The organism is Acetivibrio cellulolyticus CD2, from assembly GCF_000179595.2.
GTDB classification, from domain to species: Bacteria; Bacillota; Clostridia; order Acetivibrionales; family Acetivibrionaceae; genus Acetivibrio; species Acetivibrio cellulolyticus.
Map to the genome: position 1 here is coordinate 120726 of NZ_JH556653.1, position 24115 is coordinate 144840.

Sequence of the window (24115 nt, forward strand, 5' to 3'; positions counted from 1 at the left end):
ATATGGAGGCAGAGGGATGAAATACACATGGCTTGAAGAATATTGTCTTTCTAAGAAGGGCGTTGTAAAAGAATACAAAATCGAATGGGATGCAACAAGGTATATGATTAAAGACAAAATGTTTGTGCTTCAAGGTGGAGACAAAGAAGGCAAACCTATTATTACCGTAAAATTGGAACCTTTACATGGAGAATTTTTAAGGCAACAATTCAAGGATATTATTCCTGGATATTATATGAATAAGGAACATTGGAATTCATTATATTTAGAGGGCGATGTTCCTGATGAGATAGTCAAGGATATGCTGGATAAGTCATATAATCTTGTTTTGGCTTCACTTAGTAAAAAGCTTCAGAAGGAAATTATAGAGAAGGATTGATAATAAATGATGCATTACAGCCTGTTTATGTAGGTATTATTAACAAGGGCAATATAGTGCTCTTTATTATTGCAGCCGTTTGTCGAGGTAATATTATATGATTGGTAGTATCAGGTAATAGGGGATGGATTAATTTAGAATGGAGATGAAGATGTTATGAAGAGAATTTTGATGGTTAATGTTCCATATGCAGGACATACAAATCCAACACTATTACTGGCAAGTGAATTGGTGAAAAGAGGATATTCTGTTACATATGTAAATGCAGAAGAGTTTAGGACAAAGATTGAAAAAACAGGTGCCTTGTTTATTCCATATATCAATTATCCAGATAAACCATCAGAAAGTCAGAAAAAAACAATGTGTTTTCGGGCAGCTTATGATACGGTGCTGGCGTTAAAAGAAAAGTATGATTTGTTGATTTATGAAATGTTTTTCTATCCTGGGTATGCTCTTGCACAAAAACTGGGTATTCCCTGCATAAGGCAATTTTCACAACCGGCATGGAATAAAAAATTTATTCAAAATGCTCCTTTGATGTTTAGAATTAGTGCTGAAATTATCGATTCAAAAGTTATGAAAAAGAAACATAAAAAACATATGGGATTAGAAGACACAAAACTAATGAAAGCTATATTAGAGGATCGTCCAAATTTAAACATAGTATATGTACCATCCGTTTTTCAAAACTATCGTGAAAGTTTTGATGAAAGTTATCATTTTGCAGTTCCGCCAGTGGAAACTACGGAAGTTTCTGTGAATATTCCTTATGAAAAAATGAAACCACCGATTATATATATTTCATTGGGGAGTATTATCAGTAATAAAGGATTTTGTAAGGGATGTATACGTGCATTTGGTAATACGGAGTTTTCGGTTATATTAAATACTGGGAAAGTAGCACCTGATAAACTAGGAAAGATACCAGATAACATATATGCTTATTCATTTGTGCCGCAGATAGATGTACTAAATCATGCAGATGTTTTTTTGACACATTGTGGGATGAATAGTGTAAACGAAGCAATTGCTGCAAAGGTACCAATGATAGTGATGCCGTTTGTAAATGATCAATTAGCAAATGCAAAAAGAATTGTTGAGATGGGAATAGGTAAAAGAATTCGTTCATTTCCGAGTAGTTCCAAACAAATGTATCGTGTAGCTCAAGCCATCATAGCGGATGATTCTATGTATAAAAAATATGCAACAGTTGCAGAACAGATGGGGAATGATGATTTTCTATCAGTAGTAGATGAAATTGAAAAATTATTGATGTAGGTGCTTAAAAGTAAACTTAAAGAAGGAAGTACAAATGAATTTACCAATTTTCTTTAACCTCTTTAAGGCACAGAAAAGTTTTGAACTTATAAATTGACAATATTACACAAATTGTGGTGGTTATTCAGAAGACGATGCTAAGGCAGATTTTTGGAGGAAGTTTTATTCAGAAAAGGATTTATAGTAATTTATTAAAGGATGTGGAAAATGACGGATAGGACTTTTTTCGCATAATTCATCTAAATGATTTCTATATATTGAAAGACTAATCTATTCTGTCATTATGTTTGTGAGTTCGCCAATCCCTTGAATGCTAATCATTACTTCATCGCCAGCCGTCAGCCAAACTTGGTTTTCTTTTGGATAACCTATAATAACACCAGACGGAGTTCCAGTAAAAATAATATCCCCAGGTTGCAACTCCACATACTGAGAAATATAACTAATAATTGCTGCACAATCAAAAATCATAAGAGATGTATGACTATTCTGGCGAAGCTTTCCATTCACATAACATTGTATTTTAAGATCATTTGGATTCAGCTCATCTGCCGTTACTATGTATGGACCAACTGGAGCAAAGCCATCCAAAGTCTTTCCAATAAGCCATTGAGTCGTTTGTAGTTGCAAATCACGTGCTGATAAATCATTGCCAATAGTATACCCAAAAACATAGTCCAATGCGTTCTCCTTAGATATATTTCTCGCCGCTTTACCAATAACTATAACGAGTTCAGCCTCATAATCATATTGTTTAGCCGTTTTAGGTAAGACAATTTTCTGCTCATGTGCTGCGAGTGCATTTGTAAACTTACTAAAAATCGTCGGGATTTTAGTCAAATCCATACATGCCTCTTCAGCATGTTCTAAGTAATTAAGCCCCACGCAAAGAATTTTAGATGGATTACAAATTGCTGGTGCGTATTTAATATTATCTATTGTGAAATCTGCTGACTTTCCTCGAATATATTCCGAAATACACTTAAATGCCTCACTACCACTTCGAATCAGCTCTTCCATACTTTGAGGTAATTGAGCATTTGCAGTCATATCAAAAACTTTATCTTTTTCTACAATTCCAAGATGTACCTGATTACCAACATAAAAGTTTAAGCATTTCATAAAATAGGGACCCTCCATTTTCACATTCAACTATTTAAATATACTTTTAAAAATCGAAATTTAGGACAAGTAATATCTTTGCTCATGACTTCAAAACTTGGTACATTAGGTAACTTTGCAAAAAAATCTTTACTCATATCGTCCTCCTGTTTTTTAATGTTACAAAATCTGCAAAATTAATATTTGTAAATTAGTATATCTCACACAATTGATTTAGTCAATAAAAGTCGATTGTTATCAAATAATCGATTTTTAATTAAAAAGTCGACTTATAATTAAATATTGTGTATACTATAAACATGAACAAAATATATAAGTTTTAACTCATTCAAAAAGGATGGTTTTAGATATGTCAATACGAAATGGATCTTTGACCTTAACTGAAAGTGTTTTTTCACAGCTCCGTGCTGATATACTATCAGGTCAACTTTCTCCAGGTACACCCTTGATGCCTGCGGATTTAAGGGCTCGATTTAACGTATCAATTGCTGTGATAAGAGAAGCATTGACACGTTTGGCAGCTCAGGGACTTGCCAATCAAACCCCCAACCATGGATTTGCAGTAATGACTCTTTCTGAATCGGACCTAAAAAATATTATTGAAGCTCGAAGAATTAACGAGGGAACTGCATTGCAATTAGCGATATCCAAAGGGGATGTTTTATGGGAGTCAAATATAGTTGGGATACATCATCAGCTAGAGCAAACTCCTGAATTTTCCAGGGACAATAATTTTCGTGAAAATGATGAATGGTCTAAAATACATGGTAAATTCCATTATGCACTAATTGAAGCCTGTGGTAACCCTATATTGCTAGATATCTGTAATCGTTTGTGGAATATAAGTGAACTTTACAGAAACTGGTCTCTTCCTCGTGAGAATAATCGTTCAGCAGCTGCAGAGCATACAACATTAATGCAGGCTGTACTTGCACGCGACAGTAAACGTGTACTTGAACTATATAACTCACATATTAAACTTACAATAGATATATTAATTGAAAATAACAAATTACGTGATAAATAAGCAATTCCTTTTCTTTGATCACAGTATTGCCGAAGGCTACACAGTATAAGTAATATTTACGTACATATTACAGAGTTATCCTATTAGTTCTTTTAGATTGGCATGAAATTCTAAGATTAAGAGAGATAATAAAAGTATTTAAAGGATTTTTTTGAGGAGGAATTAAAGTGAAAGTAACTGAATTTGCTCAAGAAAATAAAAAAACAATGTTGTTGCTGCCGGGAACTGCATGTTCTTGGGAAATAAACTTTGGTAATGTTTTGGGAGAACTAAAAAAAAATTATCACTTGATTTGCGTGAATTATGATGGGTTTGACGGTGATGCAACAAAAGAATTTTCCAACATGTTGGATGCAACAGAGAAGATCGAGGATTATATTATTGAACATCATGGCGGAAAAGTTGACGGAGCATATGGTTCTTCGCTAGGCGGAAGCTTTGTTGGGCTATTGATTCAAAGAAACAGAATACATATAAACCACGGAATTATTGGAAGTTCGGATTTGGACCAAACCGGTAAAATTGCAGGGAAAATACAGACCAACATAATTGCAGGGTTATTACATGGTTCCGGGAGAAATGAATGGATGTTTTCGATGTTTTGTAAGATGTTAAAGGTGTTTTTCGGAATGGAGCGCGATTTAAAGAATATAGGATTGATGGTTGAACTTAAAGAAAGTATGAAAATCAGGACAAAGAAGACAGTATTTAATGAATTTTATACTGACCTAATAACGCCGCTTAATGATAATATAGAGATACCGGGTACTAAGGTTCACGTAATTTATGCGCTTAAGATGGGTCCCAAATACGAGAAAAGATATCATCGTCATTTTGCTGATGTAGATTTAAGAAAACTGGATATGCAGCATGAAGCATGGATGTTCGATTCAAGATGGGTGGAGCCGGTAATGAATGAAATAAAGTCATGCATGGAAGCTGATTAATAAATGCATAAATGAAGTAAAAAATATCTATACTCTACGGGAAACTTAAGATTATATTGATTCTCAAAATAAATAAGTTCATTTTCCTGTATTGTTGGATTGAGTTTTAAGCCTTTAAGTTCTATTTTTTCCGGTTTCTAAATAATATAGTATATACGTTATAAAGAAATGCGTTCCAATATGGGGCGCATTTCTTTTTGATATGAAATTCATGGAACTTTAATACTTGTTTAGGTATATCAATCTAAAAAAGTTTAGTTGACAGCCACATAATCAGAGGTGTATTATTAATGTAATAGTACAAGATTTAATGTAACATTACAGAATGAATGTTTTAATGTTTATTATAGTTATAATTAAATATTTTCTACTTCTCTTACGTCGTAATTACCATCAAATCAACAATTCGTACCAAGGTTTATCTATTTGTTCTAATAATTCCATTATAGTACTATAATAAGCTGTTTTAACTACTTATTGTGTTTTTGTCTCAAAAACGTTACTTTTTTCATGTAAGCTATACCATTTATCAAGAATCAGGAGTTCTTCACATAATGATAGAACTTAAGGTGAATGGGGACGGTTAATATCTCATTGTACAATGGGATAAAAATATAACAAATTAGTAATTATTGTAAAGGAGAGATCGACGTGAAGAAAATTGTTTCATTATTTTCTGTTGCAGCCATAATTGTAACTATGCTCGGTATAACTACAATTAATGCAGCAGAAGAGGGAACATTCGGGGGGTATCCATGGGTTAAGCCTTTGGACTATCACTTGGGAACTACTGCAGTAACAGCAACAGGAGATAGTCTGGAAATTGAGTTTCAGAATATTAACAACAGCGATCATGCAGCTGGAGCTGCTACTACTGTTTCAGGAACGAGCGCTGTTCCGCTGGATGAGGATTGGTCAGCATATGAAGCTATAAGCTTTACAGTAGACAATCCCCAGACCAAGGAGTTTTTAATTTCTGTTGGTATTTGCACTGGAGAGAAATGGTATTGGCATGAGTCAAACACTGTTGCTGTACCAGCTACAGGTTCTAAGGATATAGTTTTGTATTTCAATCAGGAATACTGGAAAACTGAAGCATCAAAATGGGTTAATAATACAACTATATCAGATCTCAATGATGTTAAGAAGATAGATTTTAAAATAATATCAAATGAATCAGGAAATTTCGGTAAAGCAATAATTACAAACTTTTTATTGGGAGATGCTCCGACAGGAAATTTACATAACCCAAATCCCGGAAATATAGAAGCACCTGGGCAGTTTAAAGTTGTAGGAAGCCACCTATACGATGCAAATGGTGTACCTTTTGTTATGAGAGGGGCAAACCATGCTCATACATGGTTCAAAGACCAGTTGGAAACAGCAATACCGGCTTTGGCAAAAGCAGGATGTAATACTGTAAGAGTTGTATTATCTAATGGTAAGAAGTGGCAAAAGGATGATCTGGCATCTGTAAAGAAAATCCTTAAATTGTGTGAAGACAACGATATGGTAGCGGTACTTGAAGTTCATGACCCGCTTGGTGTTGAAGATGTTCAGCAGTTACTTTATGCAGCTGAGTATTTTGTGGAGATGAAGGAAGCTCTTATTGGAAAAGAAGACAGAGTTATTATAAATATAGCAAATGAATGGTATGGACAATGGGGAGCTGCACCTTGGGCAGAAGGATATAAGAAAGCAATATCCGTAATAAGAAATGCAGGTCTTACTCATACAATTATGGTAGACTGTGCAGGTTGGGGTCAATATCCTCAGTCAGTACATACTTATGGAAAACAAGTTTTCGAATCAGATCCACTTGGTAACACAATGTTTTCAATCCACTTTTATGAGTACGCTGGTGGAACTGAGGCAATGGTCAAGTATAATATTGATGAAGTTGTAAATCAGGGATTAGCACTTTGTATTGGTGAATTTGGTTGGAAACATAAAGATGGAGATGTAGCTGAAGCATACATAATGAAATATTGTCAGGAAATGAATATTGGCTGGCTTGCATGGTCCTGGAAAGGTAACGGAAGCGGTCTGGAATATCTTGATCTGGCAAGTGATTGGGCAGGAAACACCCTTTCAACCGACTGGGGAAAGGTTGTAGTGGATGGACCTAACGGTTTAAAGGAGACTTCAGTTAAGTGCTCAGTATTTAGTGGTGTAATTCCTACAACAGGAGTTACTCCAACTCCTGTTGTAACTCCTGATAATTATGTTCTTGGTGATGTTGATGGAAACGGCAGTTTTAATTCTATAGACTTTGGTTACTTAAGACAGTACTTATTAGGTATGATTAAAGACTTTACAGGAAAAAATGGGAAGCTGGCTGCAGATGTTGATAAAAATGGAATTATTAACTCTATAGATTTTGGTAAGATGAGAAAGGTATTATTAGGTATGGACTCTAGTTCTTTTTAACATTACTTATAGTTTCTAGAGAAAAGAAACTAAAAAGATAAACATATAATTTGCTCATCAAATTTTTACAAATTGCTGGCTAATAGTGTTATTTACCTATACAGATCGATCTCAAAAAGTGATCGCTAACTCTTCCTTAATAATAAATTATAATAAAGAAAAGTGAGTGTCGCAAAACTAATTTTTAGTGAAGTGCGGCACTTTCTTTTTGTGTAAAAAAGCTGGGAATAGTGATAAAAATTAATCTATTAAATGAGTTTTTAGAAGCTTTTTATGGGGAATCAGCATTATTAAAGTAGTAAGTGTTATTTCCAAATTACTTAGTAAATAACCAAACTTTGCTGTATAATTAATGAAGAGAGGTCAAGGCTTAGAATATAAATAATTGGGGTTGTTTCTGTGAAAGGACTATTGGCAACTATTTGGAGTGCTTTTAATAAGAAAAAACATGAGCCTCGCAATCTTTATAAAATACGCAAGTATAAGATTTGTATTAAAATCATTTGGATTTTTATGGAGGGACTGGGTATGAAAAAAATTGAAAGTATTCGTATAATAAGTTTGTGTTGTATTCTGTTGTTTGGGGGTGCTGGATGTAACACTCAAGTAAAGAAAAGTATCGATACTTCGAGTGCTGTGCAAACAACCATACCCACAACAATACCTATTAATACAAATGAAAATAGTATACAAGCAACTAAGCAAAATCAGAATACCATTTCAAATAATGGCGGAGCTGTAGTAAGATGTGGGGAAAATACTTATTACATAACTGATAACCTAGCATACGAAAATTATAGATGTGATGGTGCACTTTATTCAGTGAACCCTAAGGGTATTAGCCGTAAAATAACTAATATAGGAGGGCGACACATATGGTCAGTTGGGGATAATCTCTATGTATCTTCAGATAATTCAGCACCATCTTCAACATTTAAAGTAAATCCCTCAAATGGCGAGAATACCTTACTACTTAACGGCACCATTGAATATTCTGATGCAGATAACGAAACACTGTATTTCACAAGCCCTGTTAAGTCAGTTAAAAAAATCTATAAATTTGATGGGCTTTACAAATTCGATCTGAATACATATAAAACCGAGAAGATTTTTGATGCCAACAACTCAACATTTTGCAAATACCTTACAGTAATAGATGGAAAGATGTATTATTATACTTTAACTAAAGATAATACTGTAAGCATCAACTGCTACGATATGAAAAACAGTAAGATAACTGTGCTTACAACAGATAAACCTGATTCGGATATATCCCATGAAGATTATTCATATACGGTTCCACAGCTTTCAGCCTGCGGAGAATGGCTGATCTATTGTGTTGGAGCTTATCAAGGAAGCGGAGCTTGTTTTTACGGTAATATGTACAGAATAAAGCCTGATGGAACAGACAAAGCTTCAATGAACATATCATGCACAGGTGATTTTCTTACGTGTGATAATTGGATTTATTATATAGATTCAAATCAAGAAATGGGTTGTCCATCCTACATTATTCATCCGGATTTGTCAGGTAAGCAGAAAATGAATGATTCTATCATCCCGATTACTTTAACCGACGGCGGATGGCTGTTTTACAACGAAAAAAACGGTGATATTCACCGCAGTAGACTTGATGGAAACAGTGACTCCTTGATATTAAAAGCAGACCAACTGCCAAATTATTTGACAAAAGATGACCACTATAATTACAATTTGGATATCATCGGTGACATGATTTATATTAATGCGGAAGTCTGGGGGGCTAGAAGTGACGGTAGCTGGCGTGACCAGTTTATTTGCAGCTCATTTAACCGTGTTAATATTAACGGAAAAGAGTTTCAAACATTAGCACAAATTAATGGACCTTATACAGGCCGTTAATATACTGGCACGTCGGCTTTATTGAGTCGCTTACAAACAAGTTGCTGAGATAAGGTTAAATGGATAATAAATTGAATAGAAGGTTATTCATTAGTTTGAAATCGAACAAGGAGAAAAAATGATTATTACATGTGCATCAAAAAACAGAATGGGATACATTCATCTCATGCCTGTTAATAATAATAACTTACACGCTCTATATGAAGAACATTTAAATAATAACCATTTAAGTAAATATCTAAATATAGAATCCATTAACATACCAATATCAAGTGATTTCCAATATGGAGATCTGCTCAATAAGATGAGAATCAGTAATATAACTTACAAACAAGCCAGCAGTGATGCAAAGGAATTTATAGAGGAATATCAAAATGATTTAGATATAAACGGGTACATGGAAGGAGTTGAATTGAATTTATCAAAGAAAGAATTCTTAACACTTATTAATGAGAACGCTTTTCAAATTTTTAAATGTAGTTGGCATAGCAAAGACTTCATAATATTAACTTTAGATATATCAAAGAACGTATTTCATGAAAATAATATCATATATCCGTTCTGTAATGAGAAAGATGCTTTTGCCATTGTTAAAATTGAAAAGAAATATAAGACAGGCTTTATAAAGGGTATTATAACATCAAGGGAGGATTTATATCCATTTTCCTATCTAAGCAAACCAGAATTTATTTTATTGGATGATGTTAAATAAGGACGCTGTCTTATATTTTAAATTAAGATGGTTGGAGGAAAAGCACACGTTATAGGGTTTTCTTTAGGTGGGACTATATTAATTAATTTGATTAGCATGTATACTGCAGCAACATACAAAATTGTATAAGATTATGAAACATTAAAAAATGTATTTACAAGTGGAGGCTTGAAGTGTATTTGGTTAATCCTGGGAAGCTTTTTGAGAAGTAATTGAAGGGGAATTATTATGGAGATAAAGTTTGAAAGAGCAACTATAGATGACACAGAGATATTAATTAACATACGAAATCAATGCTTCTATGCAGATTTTATTAATTATGGTGAATGTCCTGGATATAATATCTCTAAAGAAGATATGGCTAACTCAATTTTAAGTAGAATAGCATATAAAATAACCTTCAATAATCACGTAATAGGAAATATAAGCATAACGGATAATCAGGATGGTACATATTATCTTGGTTGTCTTTGTGTTATACCAGATTATGAAAACAAAGGAATAGGACAGAAAGCCATTAGATTTATCGAAAGTGAATTTCCGAATGCGTCGCTATGGACTTTACAAACACCAGCAGATAAAGAAAGAAATCATTATTTTTATAAAAAAATGGGCTATAGCATTGTAAAGGAATGCGTAGGAGGTTCTGTCAAATTAGTTATATTTGAGAAGAAAGTCAATCGTTAATGTGAAATTTTTTAAGGAGACCAACTATGAAAAAACTTGCTATTGTTTTTTTTACTAAGTATTTTAACAGGTTGCCATTCTATAGAACGTCAAGCTAATGTTGATGTCGTCCACAATTCGACCTCAACACAAACTACAGTATCTGAAAGGATTGGAGAAATTAACATGAAAATAACGATGATACATGGGCAAAACCATAAGGGAAGTACTTATCATATAGGAAGGTTATTGGCGGGCAAGCTCGCAAAGGAGTACGAAATTACAGAGTTTTTCCTGCCAAGGGACTTGAATCATTTTTGTTTGGCATAGTTTATGGCAGTGATATATAATAAAGTTGTCATCTTAAACATACGAGTTTTGCATAGGGCTGTTGTGAATTTAAGTTTAGATAAATTAAATATATATCCAACCAACTTATAAGACTGACAAATAAATTATACCAGGGAGGACAAATATGCAAAAAATCGAGTTAACAAAGGACTTAAAGATACAAGCCATAAATGAAATAAAAAAACACTTTTCGACGGAAAGAGATGAAAACATAGGTGATTTGTCTGCTGAATTATTTCTTGATTTCATTACGAAAAAAATTGCTCCATTCTTTTATAATCAAGGTATACGGGATGCACACCAGTATATGAACGAGAGGTTGGAAGATTTGTTTGCTCTTGAAAAGAGTACAAATATATAACCCAAACAAGGATGTGAATTTTACTATTGAAAAGAGATGCTGTGATTAAAGAACAAATTGGGAAGCGGATAAAATTCTTTGAAAACATAAATAAGACATAATAGTTTTATTATGCGGGATAAAAGTAACTTTTTTATACATGATTAATAGTAATTTGATTATAGAGAAAAATAATTTCAAGATTCTCTTGACCCTCACGGAACGTCATAGGATATGCTATTCGTATTAAGAGCAGGAGGTCATAAAATGAGAACAGTAAAGGAAGTATCTGAATTAACAGGTATCAGCATACGCACCCTTCATTACTACGATGAAATCAATCTGTTAAAACCAACTGAGTGTAGCAAGTCAGGATATCGGCTTTATGATGATAACGCACTAGTAGTGTTACAGCAGATTTTATTTTTTCGTGAATTTGATATGCCATTAAAGGAAATTAAGGCTATTTTGGAGGATCCCATTCTCGACAGAAATCAGATATTACAAAGTCAGAAGAAAATGCTGGAATTGAGAAAAGAACGCTTAGAACGATTAATATCCAGTATTAATGATATTCTGAAAGGAGAGACCAAGATGGATTTTGAGGTGTTTAGTAAGGCGGAGATTGAGGAATTGTATCAAGCATTGATTTCCCACATGCCTGAGAAAGTGAAACAGGCAGTTGAGCGGGAATATGGTGGGATGAATGAATTTCATGAGCATTATATGAAATATGCATTTGGTGAACATGGACAGAAGACTTACCAGAAAATGATAGAGTGGTATGGAGATAAGGAAAGTGCATTGAACGCATCTATTAACCCACCTGATTCACAGACGATACAATCATGTGAAAAACGACTTGATATCCTAATGAAAAAACTTTCAGAAAAGACGGAAAAAAACGTTTCATCATATGAGGTAAAAGAAGTAATTGCTGAATATGGTTTTATGTTTAAACAACTTTATCAATTGAAGGATGAAAAGATATTTATGTTAGATATGGCGGCTTCTTATAAGAATGATGAAAGACTTAACAATACATTAGATGAGAAATATGGAGTTGGCATAACAGATTTTTTTGTAAAAGCAATAGATGAGTTTTATAATAAGTAGGTAAATAGTGTATGGTGAATAGATTAGGTGATAGTGCCTATTCTATAAGCATTTTAAGTGTAATTCCTGTTTTGTGGAGAAGTTGCCAAATTTCAATTTATATTGTTGAGTAAATGAGGTGTTATGGCGATTGGAATGAATTATACTTTAGAGATTATTTGATACTATTATAGAATTAATATGAAATAATTATTTTTTTACGCTCAAATATGTGATAAAATTTATATAAGGGAATGGTAAGTTGTTCTTAATTGAACTTCTTTCTGATATTTGCATATTAGGAATTCTGAAAACGTAGCTTTGCTATAATTTTCAATTCCGTTAATAATTTAATAGATTTAGATAAAACAAAATAAATACTTAGTAATTTTTTTATACTATTCATACCAATTCACATAAGCAGTTACCTTAGAATTATCTCATGATCTTTTGAAGTTATTATAAATTTATTCCCTTTTAAAAGTTAATAAATTTTATTAATTACAAATAAAAACATGCTAAGGGGGTGTCCCAGGAATACCTTTTGATATTGCATTTATTTTTGGTTGAAAATTTTGAAAAATTGATAGGAGGAGAAGAAGTGAAAAAAAATCTGATTATACTGACAGTTTTAGTTCTATTATTGACTTTAGTACCGGATGGAATGTTCTATAGTACTGCGTCTTCAGCAGGGACGACAATACCTTCGGCTGCATGGAAGAAGGAAGTAGGTTCTGCATCGTATGTTGATGGTGCCCCGATAGGAGGTTTTGGCGCAGGTACGATTACATGGAAATTTGACGGTTCATTTACAAAGGGAAGACTGGATATTGGAAGCAATGAGCTTTCATCGGATGCTGACTGTGCTTTTTATATGTATCAGAAGCCTTCCGGGCAGAATATTTCAATGAAGAAGCTTGACGCTGGTTCTATAGGTGCAGGGCAGGCTACATATTATTCTCTTTTTCCAAAGTCATGGGTTGACTATAGCGGCAGTAATTTTTACTGTAAGGCAAAAGTTACACAGTTTAGCCCTATAATACCTGGAAACTATGAAACTACAAGTTATCCGGTAGGGGTGTACAAATGGGAAATTACAAATCCGGGTTCCAGCAGCTGTGATGTAGCTATAATGCTGTCATGGAAAAACGAATTTGGTGGAAGTTTTGCAGAAGGGCAAACATCAGGTAACAGCAAAGGTATAATATTGAGAAGAAACGGAACTTCTAATGCTACAATGGAGAATCAGGGTGAGTTTTCCCTGGCTGCTGAGCAGAAGGATGGTGTTAAAGTTACATATGGATCAGCTTCCGGAACCAGCACTCTTTCATCGGATTTTGGAACTGATGGACTTTTAGGCGATACTGTAGGTTCAAACAATATAGGTGCGGTTGCTTTCAAGGCAACGCTTGAACCTGGTCAAACGATAACAGTACCTGTTGCATTGTCCTGGGATATTCCAATATCGCAGGCAGGCAGTGGAAGCAAGTGGTATAGAAAATATACCAGATTTTACGGAAGATCAGGATTGAATTCATGGAAGATAGCTAAAGATGCAATAGATAATTATTCTAGTTGGGAATCGTCTATAGACAGTTGGCAAAACAGTGTGCTAAACGATACAAAGTATCCGCAATGGCTTAAGACTACAATGTTTAATGAACTGTACTACTATTTTACAGGTGGAACTTATTGGGAAGCTGGTGCCGCTTCAGGACAGAAAGACAATCCTGATGAGGATATGTTCAGCCATCTTGAATGCTATAAATATGATTTTTATGGAACATCCGATGTACGTTTCTATGGATCCTGGCCGCTTATACTTATGTGGCCTGATATTGACAAGCAGGCTGTCAGACAGTTCGCAGACAGTGTATATCACACAAGAACAGACAAACCGGCAGCAATTGGTACAACAGCGCATGATATAGGAAATGCAAATAATGTATTTGAGACCTGGAATGCTTACGTATACAGGGATTCTACAAATTGGAAGGACTTAAACTCAAAGCTTGTGCTTATGGTATATAGGGATTGGGCATTGACCGGAAAAACCGATATGGACTTTTTGAAATATTGCTGGATTCCGGTACAAAAAGCGATGGATAAGGTAAAAAGTCAGGATAGTGATGGTGATTACCTTCCAAACAGCAGTGGTATAGATCAGACATATGACGATATGCAGCTTCAGGGCAACACTGCATATTGCGGAGGGCTATTTGTTGCAGCCTGCAATGCAGCAAAAGAAATAGCGACAGCAATGGGAGATAGTACAAAGGCAACTCAATACCAGTCGTGGTATGAAAAGAGCAAGGAAAACTATATTGCAAAATTGTGGAACGGGTCTTACTTCAAAATTGATACAGGAAGTTATGATACCAGCAGAATTATGAGTGATCAGCTTTGCGGACACTGGTATGCAAAAGCTTGTGGACTGGAAGGTATTGTTCCTGATGAGTATGCCAAAAAGTCATATAGTAAAGTATACGAATTCAATAATAAAAAATTTGACAACGGTTTACATGGTTTTGTAAATATTATGAAAGCCGATGGAAATGTAGATATGTCTCATGCACAAACAGCTGAAGCTTGGGTTGGAACGTCTTATGGAGTAATAGCAGGAATGATTCAGGAAGGACTAGAGACTGAAGCTTCTCAAGTAGGAAGTAATCTTGCTGACACTGTCTGGAAAACAAATGATATGTGGTTCAGAACTCCTGAAGCATGGCGTCAAGGCGTAAGCGAAGTTAGAGCACCGTACTACATGAGGGCGAATTGTATATGGGCTGTAAAACATGCTTATGACATTGTGTATGGTCCTTCACCTTCTCCTACTCCACAGAAGCCTACAGTTATATATGGTGATGTAGATAACAGTGGTACACCGAATTCAATAGATTTTGGATATATGAGAAAGTATTTGCTGGGTATTATTAATCAATTCCCAGGAGAAAATGGCCTTGAAGCGGCAGATGTGGATGGAAGCAGAAGTTTCAATTCGATAGATTTCGGATTTATGAGGCAGTATTTGCTTGGAACTATTAATGTTTTCCCAGCACAAACGAAAAATTAAATATAACAAAAACAAAGATTTAGAAGAAGCGGTGTGAATGCGCCGCTTCTTTTTGTATTCAGCTTCTTTCGAACGAAGTGAAAGTTTTTTATACTAATTACAAGTGACTTTACAAATACCTCAAGACATATTAATATTTATTAGTACAAATGGAAAAATTCGATAGTTATGAAATTAACTTTCAATGTGCATAGAAGTATTATTCAGCGTTACGATGGTATTCAACGGAAAAAGTGTTCCGGGCAATTTAATACAAATGACTTTCAGGAAGGTGCTATATAATGGAAAATAAAATAGTAGTCGCTGTTAAAGGCATAATAGTAAATCACGGGAGAGTATTAATAGTAAAACGTGCAAATAATGATAAAGTTGCTCCAGGCACTTGGGAATGTGTAGGTGGCAAAATTGAATTTGGAGAGGAATTGGAAACTGCACTTATACGAGAAATCAAGGAAGAGGTTGGATTGGATGTTACAGTAGAGAAACTTTTATATGCTGCTACATTTAAATCAGACCCAACAAGGCAGGTTGTTATTCTTACATATTTATGTAAAAGCGAAGTGACTGATGTTACGCTATCAATAGAACACTTGGAATATCTTTGGGCTACCAAAGACCAATGCAATCAACTTTTGCATCCGGATATTCTTGTGGATTTTGAGAAGAACAATGTGTTTTCAATACAAGAATTGTTGTAAAGAGGGAAAGGGAATCTCTTCATAGATAGTTACAATTTATTGGAAGATGAATCGAATTGGAATAACAGCAGATTTATTGCAAAAGAGCTTTAATTGGTAGATATGACTGAAAAGTCTTGGAGAAATGGAGTGAATGGATAAATGAAGATTCAAATTGTTCTGTTGGTATTTATGATAATAATTTCACTGTCAGGCTGTTCTAAGAATAATTCTGAAAGGGTACAAAATGTTTCTGCAATTAGTGGTCAAAATGTTGCTAAGGAAAATGCTATCATCAAAAGTTCTAAGGAAATTTACCCGCTTAACCAGCTAAAAGACTGTGATATTGAATGGATAACCAAAAAGGGAGGCATACCTTCCGAAAAAAACTGGGCAGCTCTTTACCCTGAGAAGGATGAAGAAAAGATAGTTAAAATAGTTAATCTTGTAAAGTCATGTTCTGATATACATAAATCAACTAAAGATGAATTGGATTTTCTAAGAACAAAACATGGTTATCCAGTTGATATAATAATCAGGATGAAAGATGGAAGCCAGTTTTCTTTAATGTCAGCTATGAAATTAACTGCGAGGACAAGTGATAATGGAACAGAAACAACAGGAACTACATGTAAGGACCATTTTCTTTTAAAATATGAAAAGAGCAATTTGGAAGAGTATTATACAATATACTCTAATGATGCCACTGCATATATACTTGAGCCATCTAATCCAGATTTTCCAAGGGTGGATAACTTTGTAATAACCCCAAAAGACTTTAATTATGGTGATAAGATTTCTATTTCAGGTGGTGGTTGCACTGAAAAGGAAGTAATTATTACGCTTTCGAATGGTAATGATGCGGAAAAGGAAGAGTATGTTATCGGAAAAGTAAAGCCTGTTTATGGAGAATGGCATTGGGATGGCATTATTAGCAAAAATACTAAAACCTATGATGGAAGAGATATACAATTTAAGAACAAAAATTATTATATCGGTATCCAGATGGGTGAAAGTGGAACTCAAAGTGGAATACCAATTGCATTTACACAATCGGATACGGCAAGTGAAGATTCAAATGTTTGGAAAGCTATAGGGCCTGAGGTGGTAGAGAATTTGAAAAGTATTGAAATTATAAATATGAACAGCGAGAGTAAATCAAAGGTTAATTTGAAACTTCCAGAAGATTTTTATGCAACTGAATATATCTATGATGTTGTTCCTGAATTTCAATTAAATGAAGAGAAAAGTAAGCAGATAAAAAAGTCATATAGTTTCAACCTATATAATAGAAAAGATACGAATAAATTCAACTTGTATGGTATCAAAGGTGTTGCTGGGAGATTTGAAATGACTGGTAGTTGCGAAGAACAGCCTAATAAAGCTTGCTTTCCAAACCATTCATGTGTAAAAGCCAAAGTGTTTTCTGGGAGGACTGTATTGGGTCAGGGAGAAATATTTATACTTGACTGTGACCTTCGGAGGGAATTACGAACTGAAAAAAATACAACCTATGATGTAATTTATGCCTGGGTTCCAATTAAAAATGAGAATTCGGCTTACAATTTAGCCATTTGTGTACCAGTGGGTGAAAAAAACGATGCATATATTCAAATAGTTAAAAATATATTAGAAGCGGAATGAAAGCCCCAAGGCAAACAAATCAATTTAAAACAATATTTAATGTTGGAGAAAAAAATGACAAGAGTATATTTTGTGAGACATGCCCAACCAGAACATAGTTGGGAAGATGATAGAACTCGGCCTCTGACCAAATATGGAGTGGAAGACAGTAAAATAGTAACAAAAGTACTAAAGGGTATAAAAGTTCATTGTTGTTACTCAAGTCCTTATAAAAGAAGTTTTGAAACCGTAAAAGAAAGTGCTGAAGTGCTTAATTTAGATATTTTGACGGATGAGAGATTTAGAGAACGAGAAAGAGGACAAAATGGTAATGAATTTGGAATGATTCAGAAACGCTGGAACGACTTCGATTATCATGAAGATGGCGGAGAATCACTTAACATGGTTCAAAAACGTAACATTGAGGCTCTTGTGGAAATTTTAAATAAGTATAAGGATGAAAATATAATCATTGGAACACATGGTACAGCCCTAAGTACGATTTTGAATTACTTTGAGCCATCATTTTGCTATGATGATTTTTTAAGAATTATTGATTATATGCCATACATAATTCGTCTTGATTTTGATGGGACAAATTATATTGGGAAAGAGGAACTATTAATTGTTGAGAAAGAGTTTAAAGGAAATATGGGAAAGGATATTTTAAGGTAAAAGTTCCGTTTGTTATAAATTTATGGTAAAATGTTCTCAAAACTCGAAAGGTCACATTAGATATGTTATTTATATGGATATCTTTATGGGTTCTGACTTTTATTATTTATAAAATCAATGATGATAATAAGGATATGAGGTGGATTGCATCCTTGTGCTTTTTTGCAGGTCTTGGAGCTCTTTGTTCAATTCTTAGAAAGCAAGTATATCCAATTCTGAATTTTCCTCCAAATATAAAATTGCCTATCAAGTATACCATTTTTTTTATACATTCGTTTTCTTATGTATTTGCGCCTTACTCTATGGCGGTATATTGCGTTTTATCATCAAAATGGCTTGTTCGGAAAGCCGCGTTTTTCTATAAGCACTCTAAAGAACTTCTATTAATTCCTCCACTTTTAATGTACTTGATTTATCCGGTACAATTTATGCATAAAGCTCCATTCTTTGCATTATGTATTTGGGTAATACCTTATTGTATATTTTCAAATGTTTTGTTGATAGTATCCTATTTTAAAGAAAAAAACATAAATTTAAAAAGGCAAAAGTTTTTTACATGCCTTATTATTACGCCACCAACAATATTTTCTACTATATCTAATTATTTAATGACAGCGATTGGGAATCATATTGTGTGGAAATATAACAGTGTTGCGGTTGTTATTCTTGTAACTGTTTTTATAGTTGCAAGTGTAAAATATGGTGTTATGGGTGTAAGTGTAAAATTTGAAAAAAATAAAATCGAAAGTACAAGAAAGTCGATAACATTAGGAACTGCAATTTTGACACATACAATTAAAAACGAAATAGCTAAAATATCTATTTGTACAGAGAATCTTAAGCACTATATAAATAGTGAAAAAAGTGTTGAGCAGATTAAAAAGGTTTCAATAGATGATTTTAATCAAATGGATTTATCATTTTCTCATATGACAAACATGATGAAAACCATAAACAGTAATCTTTGCGAAATATCATTGGAAATTGTACAGAAGAACCTTGTAAGTCTGATAGAGGAAAGTCTTTTATTAGTAAAACCTCTTCTTAACAACAAACAAATTTCAATACAAAGAAATTTTGAATTAGAGGTTTCCTTAGAGTGTGATCCTTTGCACATAAAAGAAACCCTCATAAATATATTTAAAAATTCTATAGAAGCTATGTCAAAAGGCGGCTGTATTACTATAAATACATATAGTATTGGAAACTGGGTTGTTGTTGAAATAAATGATAATGGAGTAGGAATTGACAGTGAAAATATGGCATATATATTTGAACCCTTTTTTTCAACAAAAAGCACATGTTTAAATTATGGTCTAGGTCTTTCGTATTGTTATAATGTTATGGAACAACATGGAGGCAAACTGGAAGTTAACAGCACAAAAGGTATTGGAACTTCAGTTTGTTTGAATTTCAATATTAAGAATGTACACATTTTAAATAATGTATATTGTAAAGAGGTTTTATTATATGGAGAAAATAAAAATATTACTTGTTGATGACGATTATTCATGGCAATCAACTATGTCAAGGTTCCTTTGTAAGGAAGAAGATATGATTGTATCAGGGATGGTTGGTTCTAAAAAAGAAGCAATTGATTTTATTAAATCTATTAAAGTTAATGTAATATTAATGGATATAAACTTAACTGAAAATAATATGGATGGAATAGAAACAGCTGTAGAAATATCCCAAATATGTGAATCAAAGATTATTATGCTGACATCAATAAGAAGGGAAGATATAATAATTGATTCATTCACAGCCGGAGCGATAAATTTTATTTATAAAGACGATTATAAACAAATTCCTGACCTGATAAGAAATGTATGCAAAAATTCAACGCCTTATGAAGTACTTATTAAGGAATATCAAAAGCTTAAAAAGGAAGAACAAATAAAAGATCTCTCTCGTTGCGAAAAGGAAGTATACAATCTAATGGAGGAAAATAGAACAAGACGTCAGATTGAGGATATATTAGATAAGAGCGAAAATACAGTTAAAAAGCTAATACGACAAGTATTGAAAAAGCTTAAAGTTAAATCTTCCAAGGAAGCAGTTGAAAAAGTAAATAAATTGGGTATTGAAAAAAAAACGAGATAAAAAAGGGTGTAGAAAATACACCTTTTTTTATCATTATGGGTGTCATTGTGGCACATTCTTTTAACTGAATTCTTGTGCTAGTATTAATTCAAATAAAGATTAAATGAGGGGGTATTTTTAATGAACAGAAGTAAAAAAATATCATGTTTTACAGTAATTATTGCTTTGCTGTTTTCTTCATTAAGCACCGTAGTATTTGCATCTGATACATGGACAACTTTAACGAATTTAAGCAGCGCCAGGTATAGTCATTGTTCGGCGGTTATAGGAGATAAGATTTATACAATAGGTGGATATAATGGAAGCAGTAAATTTAATATAATTGATGAGTATGATGTTAATCAAAAAGTATGGAAAAGAAAAGCAAATATGCCTTTAGCCTGTTCCAATGCAAGCTGTGCAGTTTATGACGGGAAAATATATGTGTTCGGTGGCGTCAACACAAGTCCCATGAACGATCTTCAGGTTTATGATCCAGCTACCGACACGTGGACAAAAAAGACAAATATGCCTACACCAAGATATGGTGCGGATTCGGTGGAATTAAACGGAAAAATCTATGTTATAGGCGGATATACTAGTGTTAATGGTAATTTGGATAATGTAGAAGTTTACGACCCTATAAATGATAAGTGGACTACAAAACAAAGTATGCCAACAAAAAGAAGATATTTGAAAGCTATTGTGTTCGACAATAAAATTTATGCTATAGGAGGTTTAAATTCTGCTGCTTTAAATACAATAGAAGAATATAACCCAGATACGAATACATGGACAACGAAAGCTGGAATGATTGTACCTCGCTATGGGTTTGGAGCTGGAATTATTAACAACAAAATTTATATTTTTGGCGGAAAAAGCAGCAGTAATGTTCTAAATAATGTTGAGTATTTTGACCCTATATCAAATAACAGCACGCAGAAAGAAAGTGTTATCACTGCCAAGTTTTTATTCACCTGTGAGGTAATTAATAACATTGCTTATATAATTGGTGGATATAATGGAACTAAAGCTTTGAATACTTTTGAGGCATATGATTATAGAGAAGATAACTGGGCTAAAAAGATGCCTATGAAAGCTGCAAGACAAGCTCCTGCATCAACACAATATGAGTCGAAAATTTATGTTTCTGGAGGAAACAACGGTTCTATAGTAAATAGCGTTGAAGTTTACGACCCGGTGACGAATAACTGGTCAACATCATTAAGCATGCCCACTGCAAAATATTGCCATGCAATGGTTACTGTTGATGGCAAGATTTATAGTATTGGGGGACTTAATGGCAGTGCACTGAAAAAAGTCGAAGTATATGATCCTATAAAGAATGCATGGGAAACAAAATCTGATATGCCGACAGCAAGATATAATATAAGCGCTGTTGTTTTGAACAAAAAGATCTATGTTTTAGGTGGTACTACTGGCTCGGTTACTGTTAATACGCTTGAAGTGTATGATACGGAGAACAATATATGGTCTAAAAGAACAGGTATGCCGACAGCAAGATTAGGTCTGGACGCTGTTGAGTTGAATGGAAAGATTTATGCCATTGGAGGGAAAGGTACAGATAACACAAATGTTGTTTAAGAATATAATCCAGAAGATGATTCTTGGACAACAAAAGCTCCAATGCCTCAAGCTAAAAGGTTTTTGAGTGCTTCTGCTTTGAATGGAAAGATATATGTTTTTGGAGGTTATACAACTGTTACAGTAAAAAATGTACATGAATTTGATCCAATAAACAATACATGGACGACAAGAGGTTCAATGTTCGATCCTAAATATGGTTTTACTACTGAAACAGTTGGAAACAAAATATATACTTTCGGAGGGTATACAACCACTTATACAAATTCTGTTGAAGAATACACACCTCCAAGGGATATTCCAAACTCTCCGGAAGGACTCAATGTAGAAGAGTCGGAAAATTCACTTCTTGTTACATGGAATGAGTCTGTTGATTCAAATTCTTATGATCTTATGATAAACGGCTCAGAGATAAATAATTTATCAAACCCATCGTATTTGATTAATGATATAGAAGAAAATATGACTTATACTATATCAGTAAGAGCTGTTAATGAAGCAGGTGCAAGTCCTTGGAGTGTAACAATAAACTTTACTTCAAAAACAGAAGAAATACCGACTCAAACTCCAACACCATCTCCAACTTTACCAGTTCTAACACCAAGTGAAACTACCGGAACTCCTGAATTTACACCATCAGCTACACCAGTAATTACAGATTTTGAAACACCGAGTGCTACACAAAATGTTACACCAACGGTAACACCAACAATAACACCAACTGCAACGCCGACATCAATTTCCACTGAGATACCATCTATTATAAGCCCAATGGATTTTCCTGAAGATATACAGAATATACTTTTGAATTTAACAACAAGGGAGTCTATAGAAGTACTAAAAAATCAAGTTTCTGTAATAGAAGATAAAATTAGCAATCTGCCAGAAGGTGAAGAGAAAGATATATTGATGTCAAAATATCAAAGAATAGACCTTGCTATAAAGATTGCAGATATATTGCTTGATTTTAAGGAATTAGGGCTATAGTAATAAGGATGTAATGTAATTAACAAAAACACTGGCTTTTATGGCTAGTGTTTTTGTTATTCTGTATCTTTTAACAGCCCTTCATATTTAAGATGAGTATAATTTTTTTCTACTATAATTTTTTTCAATAGGTGTAAGATAGTTGCAAAAAGAACGAGTGTTCTATATAATGAATGGGAGGACGTGTTAATATGGGTAATACTTAGTAATGTACATATGATAAACTGGACTTGAAAGATCAATGTGAATAGTTTGGCTAATATATAGTTCAAATTGGACTTACGGAGGTTGATACAGTGCCGTATTTAAAAAGAATAACTATTAAATGGGAAAAGGTAGACAATAAAAATTGCTACCCTTTCAATATACCATCAATAAATGGATTGAATTCTCTTGAAATAACTAAAAATGTAACTTTCCTGGTAGGAGAAAACGGCTCTGGAAAATCGACTTTCCTTGAAGCTATCGCTCAAAACTGCGGATTTAGCGTAAAGGGTGGAAGCCGAAATAGTTTACTGTCTGATGAAGTTGATGACTTATCACTTGCGTCGGTATTAAGCCTATCCTGGCTTCCAAAAGTCTCTAACGGATTTTTCTTGAGGGCTGAGTCCTTCTATAATTACGCAAGTTATATTGATGAAGTCGAGGCGGATATCGCTGATCCAATGGAAAGGTATGCTGCCTATGGTGGGAAGTCGCTCCATAAACAGTCTCATGGTGAGTCTTTTCTAGCGCTTCTTCAGAATAGATTCAGAGGCAGAGGAATATATCTTCTAGACGAACCGGAAGCCGCCCTTTCGCCGCAAAGACAGCTCGTATTACTACGCATAATCAGGCAATTGGAAAGAATCGGGAAAGCACAGTTTTTGATTGCTACCCATTCACCGATTTTGATGGCATACCCTGATGCAGACATTCTTTGTTTTGATCAATCTCCTATAAAGGCGGTTCAATATGAAGAAACTGAACATTATCAGATTACAAGAGGATTCCTTAACAACAGACATAAAGTGCTTGAAGAGCTATTTTCAGAGGAGTAGAAGGAAAAACTATGTTAAAATGGCAGTTGACCAGTTATTTTTTTGGAATCACCTAAAAAATTAAATCTAAATATAAATAGAATATCTAAAGTTACCGATAGTATTAACGACCTATGCTTTGTTTA

The 24115-nt window shown here is 33.8% G+C and carries 21 protein-coding genes; 20 read left to right on the top strand and 1 reads right to left on the bottom strand.

Going from position 1 to position 24115, the window contains the following annotated elements; translation table 11 throughout:
• Positions 1–16 precede the first annotated feature (16 nt).
• Both ACECE_RS0202865 and ACECE_RS0202870 read left to right on the top strand, forming a co-directional pair.
• Complete coding sequence (locus tag ACECE_RS0202865; protein ID WP_010243949.1) at positions 17–379, top strand: MmcQ/YjbR family DNA-binding protein; 363 nt, start codon at positions 17–19, stop codon at positions 377–379.
• A 156-nt stretch (positions 380–535) separates the two neighbouring features.
• Entirely contained in the window at positions 536–1657 is a 1122-nt protein-coding gene (locus ACECE_RS0202870) for a nucleotide disphospho-sugar-binding domain-containing protein (RefSeq protein WP_010243950.1), read from the top strand.
• Between the two features lie 270 nt (positions 1658–1927).
• Here ACECE_RS0202870 and ACECE_RS0202880 read toward each other — a convergent pair whose 3' ends face one another.
• Positions 1928–2779 carry a fumarylacetoacetate hydrolase family protein gene (locus ACECE_RS0202880; protein ID WP_010243951.1) on the bottom strand — a complete coding sequence of 284 codons (852 nt, stop codon included), beginning with the start codon at positions 2777–2779 and terminating at the stop codon, positions 1928–1930.
• 349 nt (positions 2780–3128) lie between these two features.
• Here ACECE_RS0202880 and ACECE_RS0202890 point away from each other — a divergent pair, with 349 nt between their 5' ends.
• The 18 genes from ACECE_RS0202890 (at position 3129) to ACECE_RS0202975 (ending at position 23990) form a co-directional block, all read left to right on the top strand.
• The gene (locus ACECE_RS0202890; protein WP_010243953.1) at positions 3129–3806 is read left to right on the top strand and encodes a GntR family transcriptional regulator; all 678 of its coding nucleotides are present in this window, start codon (positions 3129–3131) and stop codon (positions 3804–3806) included.
• A 167-nt stretch (positions 3807–3973) separates the two neighbouring features.
• Positions 3974–4753, top strand: coding sequence for a hypothetical protein (locus tag ACECE_RS0202895; protein WP_010243956.1), 780 nt, complete (start codon positions 3974–3976; stop codon positions 4751–4753).
• Between the two features lie 651 nt (positions 4754–5404).
• Positions 5405–7183 carry a cellulase family glycosylhydrolase gene (locus tag ACECE_RS28970; RefSeq protein WP_010243958.1) on the top strand — a complete coding sequence of 593 codons (1779 nt, stop codon included), beginning with the start codon at positions 5405–5407 and terminating at the stop codon, positions 7181–7183.
• Positions 7184–7711: 528 nt separating this feature from the next.
• Entirely contained in the window at positions 7712–9064 is a 1353-nt protein-coding gene (locus tag ACECE_RS0202905) for a DUF5050 domain-containing protein (protein WP_010243959.1), read from the top strand.
• A gap of 118 nt (positions 9065–9182) precedes the next feature.
• Entirely contained in the window at positions 9183–9776 is a 594-nt protein-coding gene (locus tag ACECE_RS0202910; RefSeq protein WP_010243962.1) for a hypothetical protein, read from the top strand.
• 228 nt (positions 9777–10004) lie between these two features.
• Complete coding sequence (locus tag ACECE_RS0202915; RefSeq protein WP_010243964.1) at positions 10005–10463, top strand: GNAT family N-acetyltransferase; 459 nt, start codon at positions 10005–10007, stop codon at positions 10461–10463.
• A gap of 165 nt (positions 10464–10628) precedes the next feature.
• Entirely contained in the window at positions 10629–10772 is a 144-nt protein-coding gene (locus ACECE_RS29980; protein WP_010243966.1) for an NADPH-dependent FMN reductase family protein, read from the top strand.
• Between the two features lie 145 nt (positions 10773–10917).
• The gene (locus ACECE_RS0202925; RefSeq protein WP_010243968.1) at positions 10918–11154 is read left to right on the top strand and encodes a DUF2164 domain-containing protein; all 237 of its coding nucleotides are present in this window, start codon (positions 10918–10920) and stop codon (positions 11152–11154) included.
• A 246-nt stretch (positions 11155–11400) separates the two neighbouring features.
• A complete protein-coding gene (locus ACECE_RS0202930) occupies positions 11401–12249 on the top strand; it encodes a MerR family transcriptional regulator (protein ID WP_010243970.1) in 849 nt (282 codons plus the stop codon).
• A 580-nt stretch (positions 12250–12829) separates the two neighbouring features.
• The gene (locus ACECE_RS0202935) at positions 12830–15301 is read left to right on the top strand and encodes a GH116 family glycosyl hydrolase (protein ID WP_162862471.1); all 2472 of its coding nucleotides are present in this window, start codon (positions 12830–12832) and stop codon (positions 15299–15301) included.
• 281 nt (positions 15302–15582) lie between these two features.
• Positions 15583–15999, top strand: a complete 417-nt coding sequence (locus ACECE_RS0202940; RefSeq protein WP_010243974.1) for an NUDIX hydrolase — start codon at positions 15583–15585, stop codon at positions 15997–15999.
• Between the two features lie 141 nt (positions 16000–16140).
• Positions 16141–17622: a hypothetical protein gene (locus ACECE_RS0202945; protein WP_010243976.1), complete on the top strand. Its 1482-nt coding sequence runs from the start codon at positions 16141–16143 to the stop codon at positions 17620–17622.
• Between the two features lie 54 nt (positions 17623–17676).
• Positions 17677–18276: a histidine phosphatase family protein gene (locus tag ACECE_RS0202950; RefSeq protein ID WP_010243978.1), complete on the top strand. Its 600-nt coding sequence runs from the start codon at positions 17677–17679 to the stop codon at positions 18274–18276.
• 632 nt (positions 18277–18908) lie between these two features.
• Positions 18909–19775: a sensor histidine kinase gene (locus ACECE_RS30925; protein ID WP_162862472.1), complete on the top strand. Its 867-nt coding sequence runs from the start codon at positions 18909–18911 to the stop codon at positions 19773–19775.
• Complete coding sequence (locus ACECE_RS0202960) at positions 19747–20379, top strand: response regulator (RefSeq protein WP_010243982.1); 633 nt, start codon at positions 19747–19749, stop codon at positions 20377–20379. Before ACECE_RS30925 ends, ACECE_RS0202960 begins: the two co-directional genes overlap by 29 nt.
• 120 nt (positions 20380–20499) lie before the next feature.
• Positions 20500–21963, top strand: coding sequence for a Kelch repeat-containing protein (locus tag ACECE_RS28975; RefSeq protein ID WP_010243984.1), 1464 nt, complete (start codon positions 20500–20502; stop codon positions 21961–21963).
• Positions 21964–22005: 42 nt separating this feature from the next.
• Positions 22006–22950 carry a fibronectin type III domain-containing protein gene (locus ACECE_RS28980; protein ID WP_026073675.1) on the top strand — a complete coding sequence of 315 codons (945 nt, stop codon included), beginning with the start codon at positions 22006–22008 and terminating at the stop codon, positions 22948–22950.
• A gap of 296 nt (positions 22951–23246) precedes the next feature.
• Complete coding sequence (locus ACECE_RS0202975; RefSeq protein WP_010243988.1) at positions 23247–23990, top strand: AAA family ATPase; 744 nt, start codon at positions 23247–23249, stop codon at positions 23988–23990.
• The last annotated feature ends 125 nt before the right edge of the window (positions 23991–24115 follow it).

Coding starts and splice junctions, on each gene's coding strand:
- ACECE_RS0202865 (WP_010243949.1), top strand. CDS start 17: ATGAAATACACATGGCTTGAAGAATATTGTCTTTCTAAGAAGGGCGTT.
- ACECE_RS0202870 (WP_010243950.1), top strand. CDS start 536: ATGAAGAGAATTTTGATGGTTAATGTTCCATATGCAGGACATACAAAT.
- ACECE_RS0202880 (WP_010243951.1), bottom strand. CDS start 2,779: ATGAAATGCTTAAACTTTTATGTTGGTAATCAGGTACATCTTGGAATT.
- ACECE_RS0202890 (WP_010243953.1), top strand. CDS start 3,129: ATGTCAATACGAAATGGATCTTTGACCTTAACTGAAAGTGTTTTTTCA.
- ACECE_RS0202905 (WP_010243959.1), top strand. CDS start 7,712: ATGAAAAAAATTGAAAGTATTCGTATAATAAGTTTGTGTTGTATTCTG.
- ACECE_RS0202910 (WP_010243962.1), top strand. CDS start 9,183: ATGATTATTACATGTGCATCAAAAAACAGAATGGGATACATTCATCTC.
- ACECE_RS0202915 (WP_010243964.1), top strand. CDS start 10,005: ATGGAGATAAAGTTTGAAAGAGCAACTATAGATGACACAGAGATATTA.
- ACECE_RS29980 (WP_010243966.1), top strand. CDS start 10,629: ATGAAAATAACGATGATACATGGGCAAAACCATAAGGGAAGTACTTAT.
- ACECE_RS0202925 (WP_010243968.1), top strand. CDS start 10,918: ATGCAAAAAATCGAGTTAACAAAGGACTTAAAGATACAAGCCATAAAT.
- ACECE_RS0202930 (WP_010243970.1), top strand. CDS start 11,401: ATGAGAACAGTAAAGGAAGTATCTGAATTAACAGGTATCAGCATACGC.
- ACECE_RS0202940 (WP_010243974.1), top strand. CDS start 15,583: ATGGAAAATAAAATAGTAGTCGCTGTTAAAGGCATAATAGTAAATCAC.
- ACECE_RS0202945 (WP_010243976.1), top strand. CDS start 16,141: ATGAAGATTCAAATTGTTCTGTTGGTATTTATGATAATAATTTCACTG.
- ACECE_RS0202950 (WP_010243978.1), top strand. CDS start 17,677: ATGACAAGAGTATATTTTGTGAGACATGCCCAACCAGAACATAGTTGG.
- ACECE_RS0202960 (WP_010243982.1), top strand. CDS start 19,747: ATGGAGAAAATAAAAATATTACTTGTTGATGACGATTATTCATGGCAA.
- ACECE_RS28975 (WP_010243984.1), top strand. CDS start 20,500: ATGAACAGAAGTAAAAAAATATCATGTTTTACAGTAATTATTGCTTTG.
- ACECE_RS28980 (WP_026073675.1), top strand. CDS start 22,006: ATGCCTCAAGCTAAAAGGTTTTTGAGTGCTTCTGCTTTGAATGGAAAG.